This is a genomic window from Curtobacterium sp. MCLR17_045, from assembly GCF_003234405.1.
Lineage (GTDB): Bacteria > Actinomycetota > Actinomycetes > Actinomycetales > Microbacteriaceae > Curtobacterium > Curtobacterium flaccumfaciens.
Genome location: NZ_QKTB01000018.1, coordinates 23233 through 40148 on the forward strand (window position 1 = coordinate 23233; position 16916 = coordinate 40148).

Below are 16916 nucleotides of genomic sequence, written 5' to 3' on the forward strand. Positions count from 1 at the left end.
TCCGTCCCGGTTCAGAGCCGGCCGGTGGCCTTCGCCCGGATGTAGGCGTCCGCGACGAGCGGCGGGACGTCCGCCGGTGCGCCGCGCACGACCTCGGCGCCGGAGCGCCGTGCGACGTCGGCCGCACCGTCCGCGTCGAGCAGGGTGCGTTCGGCGGCCGCGCGGCGGTAGACGTCGCGCTCCGCGCCGGTCGGGAGGCCCGGCACCTTTCCGCCCCGCGCCGTGCGGATCGCCGTGGTCGAGTCCACCCCGCCGCGCGCCATCCGCTGGACGGCCGGGTCCTCGATGCTCGTCACGACGACCGCGTGCCGTCGGGACAGCCGCGGGAGCACGGCGAGCAGGTCGCCCGAGGCGCCGACGGAGTCGAGGCTCGAGGCGAGGACGAGCATGGCGCGCGAGGTCGTGATCGAGTCGACGAGCGCGGGGACGGATGCCCAGTCGGTCGCGGCGAGCCCGGGTTCGGCCATCGCGAGGGCCTCGCCGAAGCGCTGCACGACGTCGGTGCGGGTGGCACCGTGCACGCGGTCGTGTGCGGTGTCGTCGAGGACCACCAGGTCGACGCGGTCACCGGCGGCTGCCGCGAGGGCACCGAGGAGCAGCGCCGACTCGATGAAGGTGTCGAGTCGGGGTTCGTCGGCGACCCGGCCGGCACCCGCCCGGCCCGCGTCGACCACGACGACGACGCGCCGGTCGCGTTCCGGCCGCCAGGTGCGGACGACGAGGTCCTGCCGCCGCGCGGTGGCGCGCCAGTCGATCGACCGCACGTCGTCGCCGCGCACGTAGTCGCGCAGCGAGTCGAACTCGGTGCCGTGCCCGCGGAGCTGCAGCGTGGTCTCGCCGTCGAGCTCGCGGAGCCGTGCCAACCGCGACGGCAGGTGCCGCCGGGAGCGGAACGGCGGCGTCACGACGAGTTCGCCCGGTGCTGCGACGACCCGCTGCCGTGCGGCGAGGCCCAGGGGACCGAAGGACCGCACGGCGACCCCGGTGGTGCGCCGTCGACCACGACGGAACGGTGTGAAGCGCATCCGGGCCGTCCGTCGCTCTCCGGCGGGTACCGTCATCCGGATCCGACGGGGAAGGTGGCCGGCCGACGGCTCCCACATGTCACGGACCACACCGCGGACCGTCCGGGAGCCGTCGTTGGCGAGCACGAGGGTGCCGTCCGCGGTGCTGTCGCGTCGAGCGAGCCGGGGCATCCGCCGCTCCACGCGCACCCGTCGCAGGTCGGCGGCGAGCACGACGTCGAGCGCCGCGGCGAGCAGCACCACCCCGACCCACGCCAGACCGGCCCACCCGCTGCCGAGCAGCACGGTGGGCACGAGGGCGACGGCGAGGAGCGCGACGAACCGGCCGGAGACCGCCACTAGATCGGCACCCGCACCTGCTCGAGCACCTGCTGGAGCACGCCGTCGGCGCCGACGCCCTCGAGCTCGGCGTCGGCGGCGACCCGCAGGCGGTGCCGCCAGACCGGCAGGGCCATGGCCTGCACGTGGTCCGGGGTGATCGCGTCGTAGCCCGTGAGCCAGGCCCAGGCCTTGGCGGCCGCGAGCAGTGCCGTCGCTCCGCGGGGGCTCACCCCGACGCGGACGGACGGTGCCTGCCGGGTGGCCCGGGCGAGGTCGACGATGTACGCGAGCACGTCGTCGCGCGCCCCGACGCCGCGGACGGCACGCTGCGCACGGACGACCTCGTCGACGCCGACCACCGGGGTGATACCGGCGGACCGGACGTCGCGCGGGACGAACCCGTCGGCGTGGCGCCGGAGCACCTGCCACTCGACGTCGCGCGGCGGGATGTCGAGCGTCAGCTTCATCAGGAACCGGTCGAGCTGCGCCTCGGGCAGCGTGTACGTGCCCTCGAACTCGATCGGGTTCATCGTCGCGGCGACGAAGAAGGGGTCGGGCAGGGCCCGGGCGTCGCCGTCGACGCTCACCTGGCGTTCCTCCATCGCCTCGAGCAGGGCCGACTGGGTCTTCGGCGGCGTGCGGTTGACCTCGTCGGCGAGCAGGACGTTCGTGAAGACGGGGCCCTCCCGGAACGGGAACGTGCCGGTCGAGGCGTCGTAGACGAGCGACCCGGTGACGTCGCCGGGCATCAGGTCCGGTGTGAACTGGATGCGCTTCGTGTCGAGCGTCATCGCGGCGGCGAGGCTGCGGACGAGCAGGGTCTTCGCGACACCGGGGACGCCCTCGAGCAGCACGTGCCCCTGGGCGAGGAGTCCGACGATCATGCCGGAGACCGCGCCCTCCTGGCCGACGACGGCCTTGGCGACCTCGGTGCGGACCCGGCCGAACGCGTCGCGCAGGTCGGAGCCGGCCGCGGTCGCCGGGTCGTGCTCCGGTGCGGTGTGCTCGGTGGTGGCAGGGGGCAGGTCGGTCACGGTCGTGCTCCTGGTCGGTCGGGGTCGGAGGTCGGTCGGTCACCGGAGGTCGCCCGGCGGACGGCGCGTTCGAGGTCGTCGAGCGCGGCGGTGCCGTCGACGAGCGCACGGTCGTCGTCGGTGGTCCCGCCGACGAGCACGGCGCCGACACGGGTGTGCGGGATGCCGGTGGCCTGGGCCGCGGTCCGGACGACCTCGTCGACGTGGGCCGATCGGGGAAGTCCGAGCATCCGGCCGATGCGGCGGACGGCGGCGACGCGCAGGGTGTCGAGGGCGTGGGTGCGGTCACGGGTGCGGGCGTACATGCGGGCGCGACCCTCGGTGGTCTCCGCGGCACGGACGACGACGGGCAACCGCTCGACGACGAGCGGGCCGAGCCGTCGGCCCCGCCAGACGCCGGCCGCCACGGCGACGAGGGCGAGCAGCGCGAGGGCGCTCGGGACCCACGGCGGGGCGAGCTCGCCGAGGGTCGGTGCGGCGTCGGGGGTGCCGACGGCCGGGGTGTACCAGACGAGTCGCTCGTCGGCGCCGAGCAGCCCGAGGGCGAGCGCGGCGTTCCCGGCGGTGGCGATCGTGTCGTTCCGGAACGCCGAGGTCGTGCCGAGCAGGGTGACGTCGCCGCCCGGGGTCGTGGTGCGCACGAGGCCCCAGACCCGGGAGCTGCCCTCGCCCGTCGGCGCGCACCGTCCGGCGGCGTCGTCGTCCACGGTGTACCCGGAGCCGGCGGTCGTCACCCGGGCAGCCGAGGCCGCCGCCGGGATCCCGCACGAGGCCGTCGAGACGGTGGCGTCACCGTCGATCTGGGCGGGCGGGTCGACCGGGAACCCGAGCAGCGCGTCGAGGCCGGCGCCGCTCGTCCCGACGACCACGACGTGCCGGGCCGTGCGGGCGATGCGTTCTGCGACGGCGGGGTCGAGCGCGCCGTCGGCGTCGTCGATGAACACCGTGCCGCCGTCGATCCCGCCGACGCCGTCGACGGTGTCGGTGACGGAGACCGCGGTGCCCCGCTGCTCGAGCACCCGGACGAGCGCGGCCGAACCACTGGCCGTCGTCGAGGTCGGGTCGAGTGCGCGCGGTGCGTCCGGGTCAGTGCCCTGCACGAGGGCGGTCAGCGCGGCGAGCAGGACGCCGACCAGGACGATCGCGACCCAGAACCCGATGCGGAACCGGCGTCCCTCGGCCGGAGCCGGCCCGGCGCTCGTCCGCGTGGCGGTGTCGGTCGTCATGCCGGCACCACCGGTCCCTCGGCCCGGGCGGGCCGGGCCTGCCGGACGGTCCGCTCGGTGTCGAGCACGCGCAGGGCCGCGGCTTCGTCGGCCTCGGCACCGAGGTACCGGACCGCGTCGAAGGCGGTCGCTGCTGCATCGAGTGCACCGGCGGATGCGGGGAACGGCACGGCGCCCCGTGCGGCGATCGTCCGCGCGGTGGCTCCGGGCACGTCGGGCACCAGGTCGCGCTCGCCGAGGCCCCTGGCGATCGCGCGGAACCCGTCGAGCACCGCTGCCGACCAGTCGGCGCGACGGACGGCGGCCTGGGCCGCTTCGAGGAGTTCCCGGGCGGAGCGCAGGTCGTCGGCGTCGAACACCCCGCCGGTGTCACCGTCACCGGCCCGCGCGCGTCGGCGGGGGAGTCCGCGGGCGACGACGACGAGCACGACGACCGCGACGAGGACCACGATCGCGATCACCAGCGCGGTGCGGGCCGCCGCGGGGGAGTCGATGCCGTCGGCGCGGAGCGACCCGAGCCAGTCGAGGAAGGAGCGCGAGGCACGGTCCCACCACGTCGGCCGGGCACCGTCGTAGGCGGACCGCTCGAGTTCGCGCTCGAGCAGGCGACGCGCCTCGTCCGGGTCGACCGCCGTCACGCGGAGCCGTTCGGCGGCGCCTGGCCCGGACCCTGCTGCCACGGCTGCTGCTGCGGCTGCTGCTGACCGGGCTGCCACGGCGGCTGCTGCTGACCGGGCTGCCACGGCTGCTGCTGGGCCGGCTGCCACTGCTGCTGCCCCGGCCACGGCTGCTGCTGCTGCTGCGCCTGCCACTGCTGGCCACCCCACTGCTGCTGCGGCGGCCACGGCGGGCGTGCGACGGGCTCGGACGGGGCGAACGGGTCGGTCGGCTGCCCGGAGTCCAGGTGCGATGCGATCCGCTGGTCGAGGGCCTCGGTGCGGATCCGCCGGTCGATGGCGAGGAACGTGGTGATCGAGGCGCTCAGCACGTCGGTGATGCACTGCACCGCGATCGCGAGCAGGCTGCCGACGACGATGGCGATGACCGCACCGGTGCCGGCTCCCGACGTGCCACCCGTCTGCCCGAGCGGGTCGAACGTGCCCCCGACGAGCACGGCACCGATGGTGAGCGGGATCGACGCGATGGACGCCGCGAACCCGAACATCAGCTGCACGAGCAGCAGGATGCCGAAGGTCCGCCAGAAGGCCCCGCGGGTCAGGCGCCACGACTGTGCGGCTGCGGCGAAGACCGGCCGGCCCTCGAGCGCGATGGTCGGGACGGTGAGCACGAAGCGCGTGGCGAGCCACACGACGACGACACCGATGCCGAGCACGAACAGCACGAGTGCCAGCACGAACCACCCGGTGCCGGAGTCGGCGGCGCCCATGGCCGCGAACACCCCGAAGAACACGAGTCCGGCCAGGAGCGCGAGGACCACGCCGGCCCCGACCTGCACGAGCATCCACGCGACGACGGACCACCGGCGGCCGGCGAGCAGCGCCCACAGCCCCCGGAACGTGGCGCGACGGCCGAGCACCCGCTGCCCGGTGTCCGCGGCGACCGGCGCCACCAGGAACCCGCGACCGAGGTAGGCGAGGAACGGCAGCACGACCGAGAGCAGTGCCGTGAGCGTCAGCGTGCCAGCGACCACCGAGTCGGCACCGCTGCCGCCGTCGAGGGCCGAGAACATCCGCGACTGCAACGCCTGCTGCCCGAAGGTGCTGGCCAGCGTCGAGAGCAGGCCGAGCACGCCGCTCAGCAGCACGCTCCACAGCAGCAGCACGCGGGCGTTCCGGCGGAAGACCGTGAACGCGCCGGCCAGGATGTCACCGAGACCGAGCGGGCGCAGCGGGATCACCGGACGCGAGCCACCTGACGGGCCGCCCGGTCGCCCCGGACCCGGCCCCGGGGCGGGCTGCGGCGGCACGGAGAAGCGGGGCGGGCCTCCAGGCTGGGGTCCTGGTCCCTGCGCCGGTCCGGATGCCGGCGGCGTCGGCGCACCCTGCTGCCCACCGCCCGGTGTGTGCCAATCGGACATGACTCCAGCCCCCTCGTCGTGTCGGACCGAGCCAGCGATGCACGGTCCACCCCCATCCTGGCGGAAAACCCGGCGCGGCGGGGCCTCGGCTATCGTGTGGGGACACGTGCCGACCACGGCACCCGCACGCCACCCGGAGTCCAGATCACATGACACCGCGCATCCTCGTCGTCGACGACGACCAGGCCCTCTCCGAGATGATCGGCATCGTGCTCCGCTCCGAGGGGTACGAACCCGAGTTCAGCGCCGACGGCAACGACGCCGTCGACGCGTTCCACGCCACCAAGCCGGACCTCGTCCTGCTCGACGTCATGCTGCCCGGCATCGACGGCATCGAGGTGTGCAAGCGCATCCGTGCCGAGAGCGGCACGCCGATCATCATGCTCACGGCGAAGAGCGACACCGCCGACGTCGTCCTCGGGCTCGAGAACGGTGCCGACGACTACGTCGTGAAGCCCTTCAACCCGAAGGAGCTCGTCGCGCGCATCCGGACCCGCCTGCGGCCGAGCGCGTCCGACGCCACCGTGCTGCACGTCGGCGACGTCACGGTCGACGTCGCCGGGCACGAGGTGCGCCGCGGTGACACCGTGATCGCGCTCACGCCGCTCGAGTTCGACCTGCTCCGGGCGCTCGCCGAGAAGCCGAACCAGGTGTTCACCCGCGAGATGCTGCTCGAGCAGGTCTGGGGCTACCACTACAAGGCGGACACCCGCCTGGTCAACGTGCACGTGCAGCGGCTCCGCGCGAAGATCGAGCACGACCCGGACAACCCGAAGACCGTCACCACGGTCCGCGGCGTCGGGTACCGCGCCGGAGGAGCCTGAGCACCGTGCCGCCCTCGACGCGCCCGCCGGGCTCGGCACGCTCCGGCCGGGTCGGCGGCGCCGGCCGGGTCGGCGGTGCCGGTGGGGTCGGCGGTGCCGGTGGGGCCGGCGGTGCCGGTGGGGCCGGCGGTGCCGGTGGGTCCGGCAGCACCACCGTCTCGATCGGCGTCGTCGACCGCAGCCGTCGCCGGATGCGGCGCTGGCTCCGACGCGCCTGGCGTCCGATCGCCTACCTGTGGCGGCGCTCGCTCATGTTCCGCTCGGTCGCCATCACCGTGATGACGACCGGGCTCGCGGTGGGGATCATCGGCACCGCGGTCATGGTGAGCATCTCGACGAACGTCTACTCGCAGCGCCGCGACCAGATCGAGTCCGAGTCCGCACGGGCCACCATCGTCGCCCAGGGGATCTTCGACGCGGCGACGGCGGCCGAGGACAACAACCAGTCCGAGCTCGAGACCCTGCAGAACGAGGCGCAGCAGGCGATCCTGTCGAACACGACGAGTCCGGGCGGCACGAGCATCGCCATCGAGCGGAGCCCGGACCAGTCCACCCCGCAGACGCTGCAGACCATCGCCAGCCAGGACTTCCCGGACGCGGTGATCACCGATGCCCTGCGCAAGGAGGTCGCGCAGAACACCGGTCGGCTCAGCCTGCAGCCCGTGGAGCTCGACGACGACGGGCGCCGGGTGCCGGGCCTCGCCGTCGGCTCCACGCTGCAGATCCCGAGCGCCGGCCAGTACGAGCTCTACCTGGTCTACGACCTCTCCGACGCGCAGCAGACCCTGGACTTCGTCTCCCAGACGCTCTCGATCGGCGGTGTGGCGCTCATGGTGCTCATCGCCCTGGTCACCTCGCTCGTCGTCCGGCTCGTCGTCGTGCCGATCCGCGGAGCCGCCGAGACGAGCCGGAAGATCGCCGCGGGGCGCCTCGACGAGCGCATCCCGGTGCGCGGCCAGGACGACCTGGCGACCCTGGCACGGAGCTTCAACGGGATGGCCGAGGCGGTCAGCCGCCAGATCACCCAGCTCGCCGAACTCTCCCGCGTGCAGCAGCGGTTCGTCTCCGACGTGTCGCACGAGCTCCGTACCCCGCTCACCACGATCCGGCTCGCCGGCGACATGCTCTACGACTCCCGGCACGCGTTCGAACCGTCGGTCGGCCGGTCCGCCGAGCTCCTGCACGCGCAGGTGGAGCGCTTCGAGATGCTCCTCGCCGACCTGCTCGAGATCTCCCGGTACGACGCCCAGGCGGTGCAGCTCGACACCGCACCCGTCGTGCCGGCCTCCCTCGCCGCGGACATCGTCGAGGAGTTCCGCCCGCTGGCCGAGCGCGCCGGCATCGACCTGCAGCTCGCGACCCCCGGCGGCCACACCACGATGCGGCTCGACGCCAAGCGGGTCCGACGGATCCTGCGCAACCTCGTCGGCAACGCCATCGAGCACGGCGACGCGAAGCCCGTGCAGGTCGTCGTCGACAGCGACGCACGCACCGTCGCCATCGCCGTCCGCGACCAGGGCGTCGGCATGCCGCCGGAGGACGCCGCACGGGTGTTCGACCGCTTCTGGCGGGCCGACCCGAGCCGCAAGCGCACCATCGGCGGCACCGGCCTCGGCCTCGCGATCAGCCTCGGCGACGCGAAGCTCCACGGCGGGCGCATCGACGTGTGGTCCCGGCCGGGCGCGGGATCGACGTTCGTGCTCACCCTGCCCCGCAACGAGCAGGGCACCACCGCCACCTCGGCCATCCCGCTGCCCGAGCTCGACGAGTCGTACGACGGCCCCCGCGCCGTGCGAGAGGAGTCCTGATGCGCCACCGGATCCGCCACGTCCTCGCCGTCGCGCTCGCCGCGGTCAGCCTGTTCGCGGTCACCGCCTGTGCGGCCATCCCGACCGACGGTGCCGTGCGCTCCGGGCAGACCATCAAGGACGAGTCGCTCTCGGGCGTCGACTTCCGGCCGGACAAGCCGATCACCGGGTCCGACCAGACGGCGATCCTCCGCGGGTTCATCGCCGCCGCCACCGGCGCCCAGGACAACTACGCGATCGCCCGGCAGTTCCTGGCCGCCGACTTCGCCCAGCGGTGGAACCCCCGGCAGGGCGTCACGATCCGGGACGGCAGCGGCACCGTCGAGCGCGCCGACGACCGCGAGCTCACCTACACGATGACGGCCAGTGCCACGGTCGACTCCGACGGGGAGTACACCCAGGCGGTCCGCCCGACCTCGTCGACGCTGACGTTCCAGTTCGTCCGCGAGGACGGCGAGTGGCGCATCGCCTACGCCCCGGACGGCATCATCCTGTCGCCGGTCAGCTTCGAGTCGGTGTTCCAGTCGCACGCCCTGTACTTCTACGACCCGACCTACCGCTTCCTGGTGCCCGACCAGCGCTGGTTCCTCGCTCGGTCCTCCACCAGCACACGCATCGCCAGCGCCCTGCTCGCCGGCCCCGCCGACTGGCTGAAGGGCGCCGTCGTCTCGTCGTTCCCGGAGGGCACCCAGCTGTCCCTCAACGCGGTGACGATCGACAGCGGCACCGCCCTGGTCGACCTGTCGAGCGACGCCCTGCGTGCGAGCACCGTCGACAAGGTCCGGATGCGCGAACAGCTCAGCAAGTCCCTCGCCTCGGTCGCCACCATCTCGTCGGTGTCGATGACGATCGAGGGCGCGACGCTGTCGGTGCCGGACTCCGGGGGAGCGGACGCCCAGCAGAACCCCGACGTCGACCCCCGACCCCTGGTCGACGAGGACGGCGTCGTCGGCTACGCCGCCTCGGGCACCGGCAAGGTCGCCGAGCTCGGCAGCGGCGTCGGGGCCGCGATCGCCGGCCTCGACCCGACCTCGATCGCCCTGTCGGCGTCCGGCACCACCGCCGCCGTCGGCAACCAGGACGGCGTCGTCGTCGTGCGCGGCAAGGACCGCCTGCGCGTCGACGCCCGCGAGGACCTCGTCGCCCCCGCCGTCGACGACCTCGGCTTCGTCTGGGCGGGGCAGCAGTCCGACACCCGTCGCATCACCGCGTACGGCCTCGGCGGCGACCCCCACCAGGTGCGCACCACCCTGCCGCGCGGCGACCTCGTGTCGTTCCAGGTGTCCCGCGACTCCACCAGGGCCCTCGCACTCATCGAGACCGCGGACGGCCCCGGCCTGTACGTGATGGCGATCATCCGCGGGTCCGACCGGTCACCGACCTCGTTCGGCGCCCCGGTCCGCGTGCAGGCCGCCAGCGGCACCGCGGTCGACGCCACGTGGGTGAACGACACCGACGTCGCCTCGGTCGGGCAGACGCCGACCGGTCCGAACATCGTCCGCACCACCATCGGCGGCAAGTCGAGCACCCTGCCGAAGCCCGACGGCCGCGCCACCGCGATCAGCGGGGGCAGCGGCGGCGCGCTGCTGCTGCGGATGTCGAGCGGCGACGTCCTGCAGTCCACCGGGGGCGGCTGGGACTCGACGGGCGTCACCGCCGACGTGCTCGGCGTCCAGCGCTGACGCCACCGTCCTCCACACCCCGCCCTGCCTGGAGGCCCGTCCACCGTCCGGCTCGCCGGCCCACCGCCGTCGTCCGGTCACCACCACAGTCGTGGGCATGCCCCCTGACGACGCCCCCACCCCGTGGCGTGACGCCCTGCTCGCCGTGCTCGGGCTCTTCCTGCCCGTCGCCTGCCTGGGCTGCGGCCGCCCGGACCGCGCGCTCTGCCCACCGTGCCGCGCGGCGCTCGACGCACGGCCCCGGCGGGTCCGGCTGGTCGCCGGCGTCCGGCTCGACGCGGCCTTCGAGTACGAGGGGCTGGTCCGCACCCTGTTGCTCGAACTCAAGCTCCGGGGCCGGGTCGACGTCGCCCGTCCGCTCGGCGTCCGCTTCGGTGTCCTCGTCCGCGCGGCGCTCGCCGCGGCCCCGGACGGCACCGTGGTGCTCCGGGTGCCGCCGTCCCGCGCGGGTGCCCGACGCCGTGGGTTCGACCCGGTGGTGCTGCTGCTCGCCCGTGGTGGTGTCCGGCACACGGGGCGCCTCGGCCGGACCCCTGCCGGACGACGGCGATCCGCACCGGGGCAGAAGGAGCGGTCGGCGGTGGAACGCGTCGCCGCGACCGTCGGGACCCTGCGGGCGACCGGTGTCGACGGCCGCGACGTCGTGCTCGTCGACGACGTCGTGACGACGGGCGTCACGATGGCCGAGGGCGTCCGCGCGGTGCGGGCGGCGGGCGGTCGGGTGGTGCGCTGCGTCGCCGTGGCGAGCGTCGACGACTGATGATCGGTGAACACCCGGTGGCCGCTGTGTGTCCGGTGAGTGTCCGGCGGACTCGCCGCCTCCCCGTGACGCCGAGGGTGCGCCGGGTCTAGCCTCGCGACAAGGCGTTCGGGTCGCCGGACGGAGGCGACGCGCCGACACTGGATGGGAGCCGCCACATGGACGTGACGATCACGGGCCGGAACGTCGGGGTCACCGACCGTTTCCGCACCTACGTCGAACAGAAGTCCGAGAAGATCGACGTGCTCGCCGACCGCGCCCTCGCCTTCGAGGTACGCATCAGCCGCCACCACGAGAAGTCGAGCGGCAGCCAGGGCGAGGACCGCGTGGAGCTCACGCTGATCGGACCGGGGCCGCTCGTACGGGCCGAGTCCGCGGCGTCGGACAAGTACGCCGCCTTCGACCTCGCCTTCGCGCGGATCATGGAACGCCTCCGTCGGGCGCGTGACCGCCGCAAGGTGCACCACGGCCGGCACCGCCCCACCTCGGTCGCCGAGGCCGCCGGCAGCGGGTTCGACGGCATGGGCGTCGTCCCGGCCGACGGCAAGCTCATCGAGGACGTCGCGACCGGTGCCGTCCCGGTCGTCGATCAAGAGGCCGCCGAGGACGAGAACGAGGTATACAGCCCGGTCGTCATCCGGCACAAGGTCTTCGAGGCCGCCCCGATGACGGTCGACGACGCCCTGTACTACATGGAACTCGTCGGGCACGACTTCTACCTGTTCCTCGACGCCGAGACCCGCCGTCCGAGTGTCGTGTACCGACGCAAGGGCTGGGACTACGGCGTGATCGGCATCGACGAGGTGCCCGCCGGCCAGGCGCCGGCCGCGGTCGACGCCGACACCGACGCGGAGCGCGCAGCCGCGATCGCCTGATCCGACTCGGGACTCCGGTCCCGCACCGTGTGCGCGGTCCGTTCGCGGGCCGCGCACACCCGTGTCCGCGACAGCCGCGCCGCTCACAGCGCCGTGGGTTCGCGGGTTGCTAGCATGACTGGTCGATCGGGCGTGCAGGTCGCGCGCGACGACCTCGTAAGGAGTTCACGTGGCAAACGTGCTGGAGAAGGTCCTCCGCATCGGCGAAGGACGAACCCTCCGCCGGCTGAAGGCGTACGCCTCGGCCATCAACGACCTCGAGGACGACTTCTCGAGCCTCACCGACGAGGAACTCCACGACGAGACCAAGGAGCTGCGCGAGCGGTACGCCAACGGCGAGACCCTCGACGACCTCCTGCCCGAGGCGTTCGCCGCCGTGCGTGAAGCCGCGAAGCGGACCCTGGGCATGCGGCACTTCGACGTGCAGCTCATGGGTGGCGCGGCACTGCACCTCGGCAACATCGCCGAGATGAAGACCGGTGAGGGCAAGACCCTCGTCGCGACGACCGCCGCCTACCTCAACGCGATCCCGTCGCGCGGTGTGCACGTCATCACGGTCAACGACTACCTGGCGTCGTACCAGTCCGAGATCATGGGCCGCGTCTTCCGCGCGCTGGGCATGACCACCGGCTGCATCATCGCGAACCAGACCCCGGCCGAGCGCCGCGAGCAGTACGCCGCCGACATCACGTACGGCACCAACAACGAGTTCGGCTTCGACTACCTGCGCGACAACATGGCGTGGCAGGCATCCGACATGGTGCAGCGTGGTCACTTCTTCGCCGTCGTGGACGAGGTCGACTCGATCCTCATCGACGAGGCCCGCACGCCGCTCATCATCTCCGGTCCGTCCTCGGGCGAGGCCAACCGCTGGTTCACCGAGTTCGCCTCGATCGCCAAGCGCCTCACCCCGGGCGAGGACTACGAGGTCGACGAGAAGAAGCGCACCGTCGGTGTCCTCGAGCCCGGCATCGAGAAGGTCGAGGACTACCTCGGCATCGAGAATCTGTACGAGTCGGCGAACACCCCGCTCATCTCGTTCCTGAACAACTCCATCAAGGCCGTCGCCCTGTTCAAGAAGGACAAGGACTACGTCGTGATGAACGGCGAGGTGCTCATCGTCGACGAGCACACCGGCCGCATCCTGATGGGCCGCCGTTACAACGAGGGCATCCACCAGGCGATCGAGGCGAAGGAAGGTGTCGAGGTCAAGGCCGAGAACCAGACCCTCGCCACCGTCACGCTGCAGAACTACTTCCGCCTCTACCAGAAGCTCTCCGGCATGACCGGTACCGCCGAGACCGAGGCGGCCGAGTTCATGTCGACCTACAAGCTCGGCGTCGTGCCCATCCCGACGAACAAGCCGATGCAGCGCATCGACCAGACCGACCTCGTCTACAAGAACGAGAAGGCGAAGTTCGAGCAGGTCGCCGAGGACATCGCGGAGCGCCACGAGAAGGGCCAGCCCGTCCTCGTCGGCACCACGAGCGTCGAGAAGTCCGAGTACCTGTCGAAGCTCCTCGCCAAGCAGGGCGTCAAGCACGAGGTCCTCAACGCGAAGAACCACGCACGTGAAGCCGCGATCGTCGCCCAGGCCGGTCGCTTCGGCGCCGTGACCGTCGCGACGAACATGGCCGGTCGTGGTACCGACATCATGCTCGGTGGCAACGCGGAGTTCCTCGCCGTGCAGGAGATGCACGCCAAGGGCCTGTCGCCGACCGAGACCCCCGACGAGTACGAGGCCGAGTGGGACGACGTGTTCGCCCGCGTCAAGGCCGAGGTCGAGGAAGAGGGCGACAAGGTCCGCGCCGTCGGCGGCCTGTACGTGCTCGGCACCGAGCGCCACGAGTCACGCCGCATCGACAACCAGCTGCGTGGTCGTTCCGGCCGCCAGGGCGACCCGGGCGAGAGCCGCTTCTACCTGTCGCTGACCGACGACCTGATGCGCCTGTTCAACTCCGGTGCCGCCGAGAGCCTCATGGGCCGCTCGAACGTGCCGGACGACCTGGCGATCGAGAACAAGCTCGTCGGCCGTGCGATCCGGTCCGCCCAGGCGCAGGTCGAGGGCCGCAACGCCGAGATCCGCAAGAACGTCCTGAAGTACGACGACGTCCTGAACCGCCAGCGCGAAGCGATCTACAGCGACCGTCGCCACATCCTCGAGGGCGACGACCTGCACGACCGCGCGCAGTCGTTCCTCAAGGCCGTCATCGACGACGTGATCGACAGCCACACCGGCGAAGGCTCCCCGGACGACTGGGACCTCGACGCCATGTGGACCGAGCTCGGCACGCTCTACCCGATCTCGATCTCCATCGACGAGGTCATCACCGAGGCCGGCTCGAAGGGCAAGGCATCGCGTGACTTCCTGGCCCGCGAGATCCTCTCCGACGCCAAGTTGGCCTACCAGCAGCGCGAGGAACTCCTCGGCGACGAGGCGATGCGTGAGCTCGAGCGTCGTGTGGTGCTCTCGGTGATCGACCGCCGCTGGCGCGACCACCTGTACGAGATGGACTACCTCAAGGACGGCATCGGCCTCCGCGCGATGGCGCAGCGCGACCCGCTGGTCGAGTACCAGCGCGAGGGCTACGCCCTGTTCCAGACGATGATGGGGCAGATCCGCGAAGAGTCCGTGGGCTACCTCTTCAACCTCGAGGTCCAGGTGCAGTCCGACGGCGAGAACGCGGTGATCGAGGCCAAGGGCCTCGGCGAGGACGAGGTCTCCGGCCTCGAGTACTCGGCACCGTCGATCGACGGCGAGGTCGAGGTCCGCGACGAGAAGGGTCGCCTCGAGCAGGCCGCGACCGCTCGTGCGAAGCGCGCCCAGGCCGAGGCTGAGGCCGAAGCGGTCGCCGAGCCGGAGCAGGGCTCCGCGTTCGGCAACGCGGCCACCGCCTCCGGTCAGGCCGCGGCGAGCAACCGCGCCGAGCGTCGCCAGGCGGCCAAGAAGAACTAGCGTCCGCGCGCGAGCGCATCGTGAGCAGGAATGGTCGGGTCCCACATCGGGACCCGACCATTCCTGCTCACCGAGCGTGACCAACGACGGACGGGAGGCCCGGTGCCAGCTGGCACCGGGCCTCCCGTCCGTCCGCGATCCGGCTACAGGACCCCGATCGCGGTCGCCTGCCACCGTCCGTGTCGCTCTTCGAGCCGCATGGCGACCGCCCGCGCGTGGCTGCGCGCGTGCACGACCACCGTCGCCTCGGCGACGCCCGCCGCGGGGCGGCAGACGAGCACGCTGCCGACCCGGAGCACCGGGCGCCCGCGTGCCCGCCGACCGGAGCCTCGGGCGTGCGCTGCCACCGCGGCCCGCTGCTGCAGGTGCCGCTGCACGTCGTCGCTGATCCAGCGGGCGATGCTGTCGACCTCCCGCGCCCCGGTGAGCACCTCCGCGACGCAGAGCCCGAGCGCTCGTGCGGTCGTCGCCGGGTCCGGGAGACCGGTCACCGTGGCGGGCTCCGGCGCCGGTTCGACGATCCGCAGCGGCGGTGGGTGCGCCGTCGTCGTCTCGTGATCGATGCGGCGTGCCTGCTCTGCCACCCCTGCCCCTTCCGTCGTTGGAGCGAGCGTATGGGGCGTGCGACATACGAAATACACACCGGTCTACCCTGTGGAGAGGGCGACGTTCTCCACAAGGCAGCGGACCTAGACTGGCTGGGTGTCGACCCTCAGTGACCTCGTCCTCGCGCAAGGCCGTTCCTCGGAAGCAGACGTGGAGTGGCTCCACCTGCTCGTGGGGGACTGGCAGCTCCTCGCCGACCTGTCCTTCGCCGACATGGTGCTCTGGGTCCCGACCGCCGAGGACGGCTCGTTCGTGGCCGTCGCCCACGCCCGGCCGAGCTCCGCGGCGACGCTGTTCTACCGGGACATCGTCGGCCAGGAGATCCGCGAGGAGTGGCGCGGCCAGGTGACCGAGAGCTTCGCCGGGTCCCGGGTCGTCGACTCCGCCGAACCGGACTGGTACGAGGACACCCCGACCCGTGTCCGCGCGATCCCGGTGCTCCGCCGCCTGAGCGCGAAGAGTGCCGAGACCACCGAGCGACCGATCGCCGTCGTCACCCGGCACTCCAACCAGGACGAGATGCGGACCCCGAGCCGTCAGGAACTCAACTTCACCGCGAGCGCGAACGACCTGTTCGGCATGATCGCCACCGGTGACTTCCCCGACCTCGGTGCACCGGCGGGCCCCCGTCGTGGTGCGCCCCGTGCCAGCGACGGCCTGCTGCGCCTCGACACCGCCGGCATCGTCACGTTCGCGAGCCCGAACGGCCTGAGCGCGTTCAACCGGATGGGCTTCGAGGGCGAGCTCGAGCGGAAGTCCCTCGCCGAGGTCACCACCGAGCTCATCGGCGCCCAGCTCGACGTCGACGAGTCCCTGCCGCTCGTCGTCACCGGCCGCGCACCGTGGCGGGCGGACATCGAGTCGAAGGGCGTCACGGTGTCGCTCCGCTCGATCCCGCTCCGCGACCACGGTGAGCGCATCGGTGCCATCGTGCTCTGCCGCGACGTGTCCGAGCTGCGGCACCAGGAGCGCGAGCTCATCACCAAGGACGCCACGATCCGCGAGATCCACCACCGCGTGAAGAACAACCTGCAGACGGTGGCGTCCCTGCTGCGGATCCAGGCGCGTCGCACGCACTCGGACGAAGCTCGGACCTCGCTGCAGAACGCCATGCGTCGCGTCGCCGCCATCGCCGTCGTGCACGACACCCTGTCGAGCGGCCTCAGCCAGACCGTGGACTTCGACGAGGTGTTCGACTCGGTGCTCAAGCTCGTGACCGAGGTCGCTGCGTCGCACAACACCACCGTGCACCCGAAGAAGACCGGCGAGTTCGGGGTGCTGCCGTCGGAGGCCGCGACGCCCCTCGCCCTCGGACTCACCGAGCTCGTGACGAACGCCGTCGAGCACGGGCTGGACGGCCGTGACGGCGAGGTCGAGATCGTCGCCCGCCGCTTCGACGACCACCTGGAGATCGAGGTCCGCGACAACGGCGTCGGGCTCCCCGAGGGCAAGGTCGGCTCGGGCCTCGGCACGCAGATCGTCCGCACGCTCATCCAGGGCGAGCTCGGCGGCACCATCGACTGGCACACCCTGACCGGCAGCGGCACCGAGGTGACGATCACCATCCCGTTCCGCTGGTTGACCGCCCCCGCCGCCTGACGCCGCCCGGCGGTTCGAGATCGCAAAACACCGGTGTTCGCCGGTCGAACACCCGCGTTCCGGTGTTCGACGCGTGAACACCGGTGTTTTGCAGAACCCGCACCGCGCGCACGACGACGCCCGCCGCCCCCGAGGGGACGACGGGCGTCGTGGTGTCAGACG

General features: G+C 72.5%; 13 protein-coding genes. 7 read left to right on the plus strand and 6 right to left on the minus strand.

All coding sequences use genetic code 11. The features are described 5' to 3' along the window. Window positions 1-11 precede the first annotated feature (11 nt). From DEJ05_RS12015 to DEJ05_RS12035, 5 genes are read right to left on the minus strand one after another with little or no spacing between them, the layout of a single operon-like run. A complete protein-coding gene (locus DEJ05_RS12015) occupies window positions 12-1364 on the minus strand; it encodes a DUF58 domain-containing protein (protein WP_111110521.1) in 1353 nt (450 codons plus the stop codon). Continuing rightward, window positions 1364-2371 carry an AAA family ATPase gene (locus DEJ05_RS12020; protein ID WP_375334838.1) on the minus strand — a complete coding sequence of 336 codons (1008 nt, stop codon included), beginning with the start codon at window positions 2369-2371 and terminating at the stop codon, window positions 1364-1366. The genes DEJ05_RS12015 and DEJ05_RS12020 overlap by 1 nt, the downstream gene beginning before the upstream one ends. Window positions 2372-2376: 5 nt before the next feature. Next, window positions 2377-3606, minus strand: a complete 1230-nt coding sequence (locus DEJ05_RS12025) for a DUF4350 domain-containing protein (protein ID WP_111110522.1) — start codon at window positions 3604-3606, stop codon at window positions 2377-2379. After that, window positions 3603-4286 carry a DUF4129 domain-containing protein gene (locus DEJ05_RS12030; protein ID WP_111233796.1) on the minus strand — a complete coding sequence of 228 codons (684 nt, stop codon included), beginning with the start codon at window positions 4284-4286 and terminating at the stop codon, window positions 3603-3605. The genes DEJ05_RS12025 and DEJ05_RS12030 overlap by 4 nt, the downstream gene beginning before the upstream one ends. Further along, entirely contained in the window at window positions 4241-5464 is a 1224-nt protein-coding gene (locus DEJ05_RS12035) for a glycerophosphoryl diester phosphodiesterase membrane domain-containing protein (RefSeq protein ID WP_146245096.1), read from the minus strand. Before DEJ05_RS12035 ends, DEJ05_RS12030 begins: the two co-directional genes overlap by 46 nt. A 329-nt stretch (window positions 5465-5793) precedes the next feature. Between DEJ05_RS12035 and mtrA the strand changes: the two genes are divergently transcribed. From mtrA to secA, 6 genes are all read left to right on the plus strand, one after another. After that, complete coding sequence (gene mtrA, locus DEJ05_RS12040; RefSeq protein ID WP_017888813.1) at window positions 5794-6468, plus strand: MtrAB system response regulator MtrA; 675 nt, start codon at window positions 5794-5796, stop codon at window positions 6466-6468. Window positions 6469-6473: 5 nt separating this feature from the next. Next, window positions 6474-8276 carry an MtrAB system histidine kinase MtrB gene (gene mtrB / locus DEJ05_RS12045; protein ID WP_258376145.1) on the plus strand — a complete coding sequence of 601 codons (1803 nt, stop codon included), beginning with the start codon at window positions 6474-6476 and terminating at the stop codon, window positions 8274-8276. Beyond that, window positions 8276-9958 carry a GerMN domain-containing protein gene (locus DEJ05_RS12050; protein ID WP_111029490.1) on the plus strand — a complete coding sequence of 561 codons (1683 nt, stop codon included), beginning with the start codon at window positions 8276-8278 and terminating at the stop codon, window positions 9956-9958. The genes mtrB and DEJ05_RS12050 overlap by 1 nt, the downstream gene beginning before the upstream one ends. 97 nt (window positions 9959-10055) lie before the next feature. Then, on the plus strand, window positions 10056-10718 hold the full coding sequence (locus tag DEJ05_RS12055) for a ComF family protein (protein WP_146245097.1): 663 nt from the start codon (window positions 10056-10058) through the stop codon (window positions 10716-10718). 158 nt (window positions 10719-10876) lie between these two features. Further along, on the plus strand, window positions 10877-11593 hold the full coding sequence (hpf, locus tag DEJ05_RS12060; RefSeq protein WP_111029492.1) for a ribosome hibernation-promoting factor, HPF/YfiA family: 717 nt from the start codon (window positions 10877-10879) through the stop codon (window positions 11591-11593). Window positions 11594-11762: 169 nt separating this feature from the next. Next, complete coding sequence (gene secA / locus DEJ05_RS12065) at window positions 11763-14549, plus strand: preprotein translocase subunit SecA (RefSeq protein WP_111029493.1); 2787 nt, start codon at window positions 11763-11765, stop codon at window positions 14547-14549. 143 nt (window positions 14550-14692) lie between these two features. On the opposite strand, the gene DEJ05_RS12070 is transcribed toward secA, so the two are convergent. Continuing rightward, window positions 14693-15133 (minus strand): Rv3235 family protein, encoded by a 441-nt coding sequence (locus tag DEJ05_RS12070; RefSeq protein WP_111029494.1) that lies wholly within the window; start codon window positions 15131-15133, stop codon window positions 14693-14695. Between the two features lie 118 nt (window positions 15134-15251). Between DEJ05_RS12070 and DEJ05_RS12075 the strand changes: the two genes are divergently transcribed. Further along, entirely contained in the window at window positions 15252-16754 is a 1503-nt protein-coding gene (locus DEJ05_RS12075) for a sensor histidine kinase (protein ID WP_110865382.1), read from the plus strand. Window positions 16755-16916 lie beyond the last annotated feature (162 nt).

What these genes read in the sequence shown, in the direction of transcription:
- DEJ05_RS12025 (WP_111110522.1), bottom strand. Translation starts at nt 3,606, where the DNA reads ATGACGACCGACACCGCCACGCGGACGAGCGCCGGGCCGGCTCCGGCC.
- mtrA (WP_017888813.1), top strand. Translation starts at nt 5,794, where the DNA reads ATGACACCGCGCATCCTCGTCGTCGACGACGACCAGGCCCTCTCCGAG.
- DEJ05_RS12050 (WP_111029490.1), top strand. Translation starts at nt 8,276, where the DNA reads ATGCGCCACCGGATCCGCCACGTCCTCGCCGTCGCGCTCGCCGCGGTC.
- DEJ05_RS12055 (WP_146245097.1), top strand. Translation starts at nt 10,056, where the DNA reads ATGCCCCCTGACGACGCCCCCACCCCGTGGCGTGACGCCCTGCTCGCC.
- hpf (WP_111029492.1), top strand. Translation starts at nt 10,877, where the DNA reads ATGGACGTGACGATCACGGGCCGGAACGTCGGGGTCACCGACCGTTTC.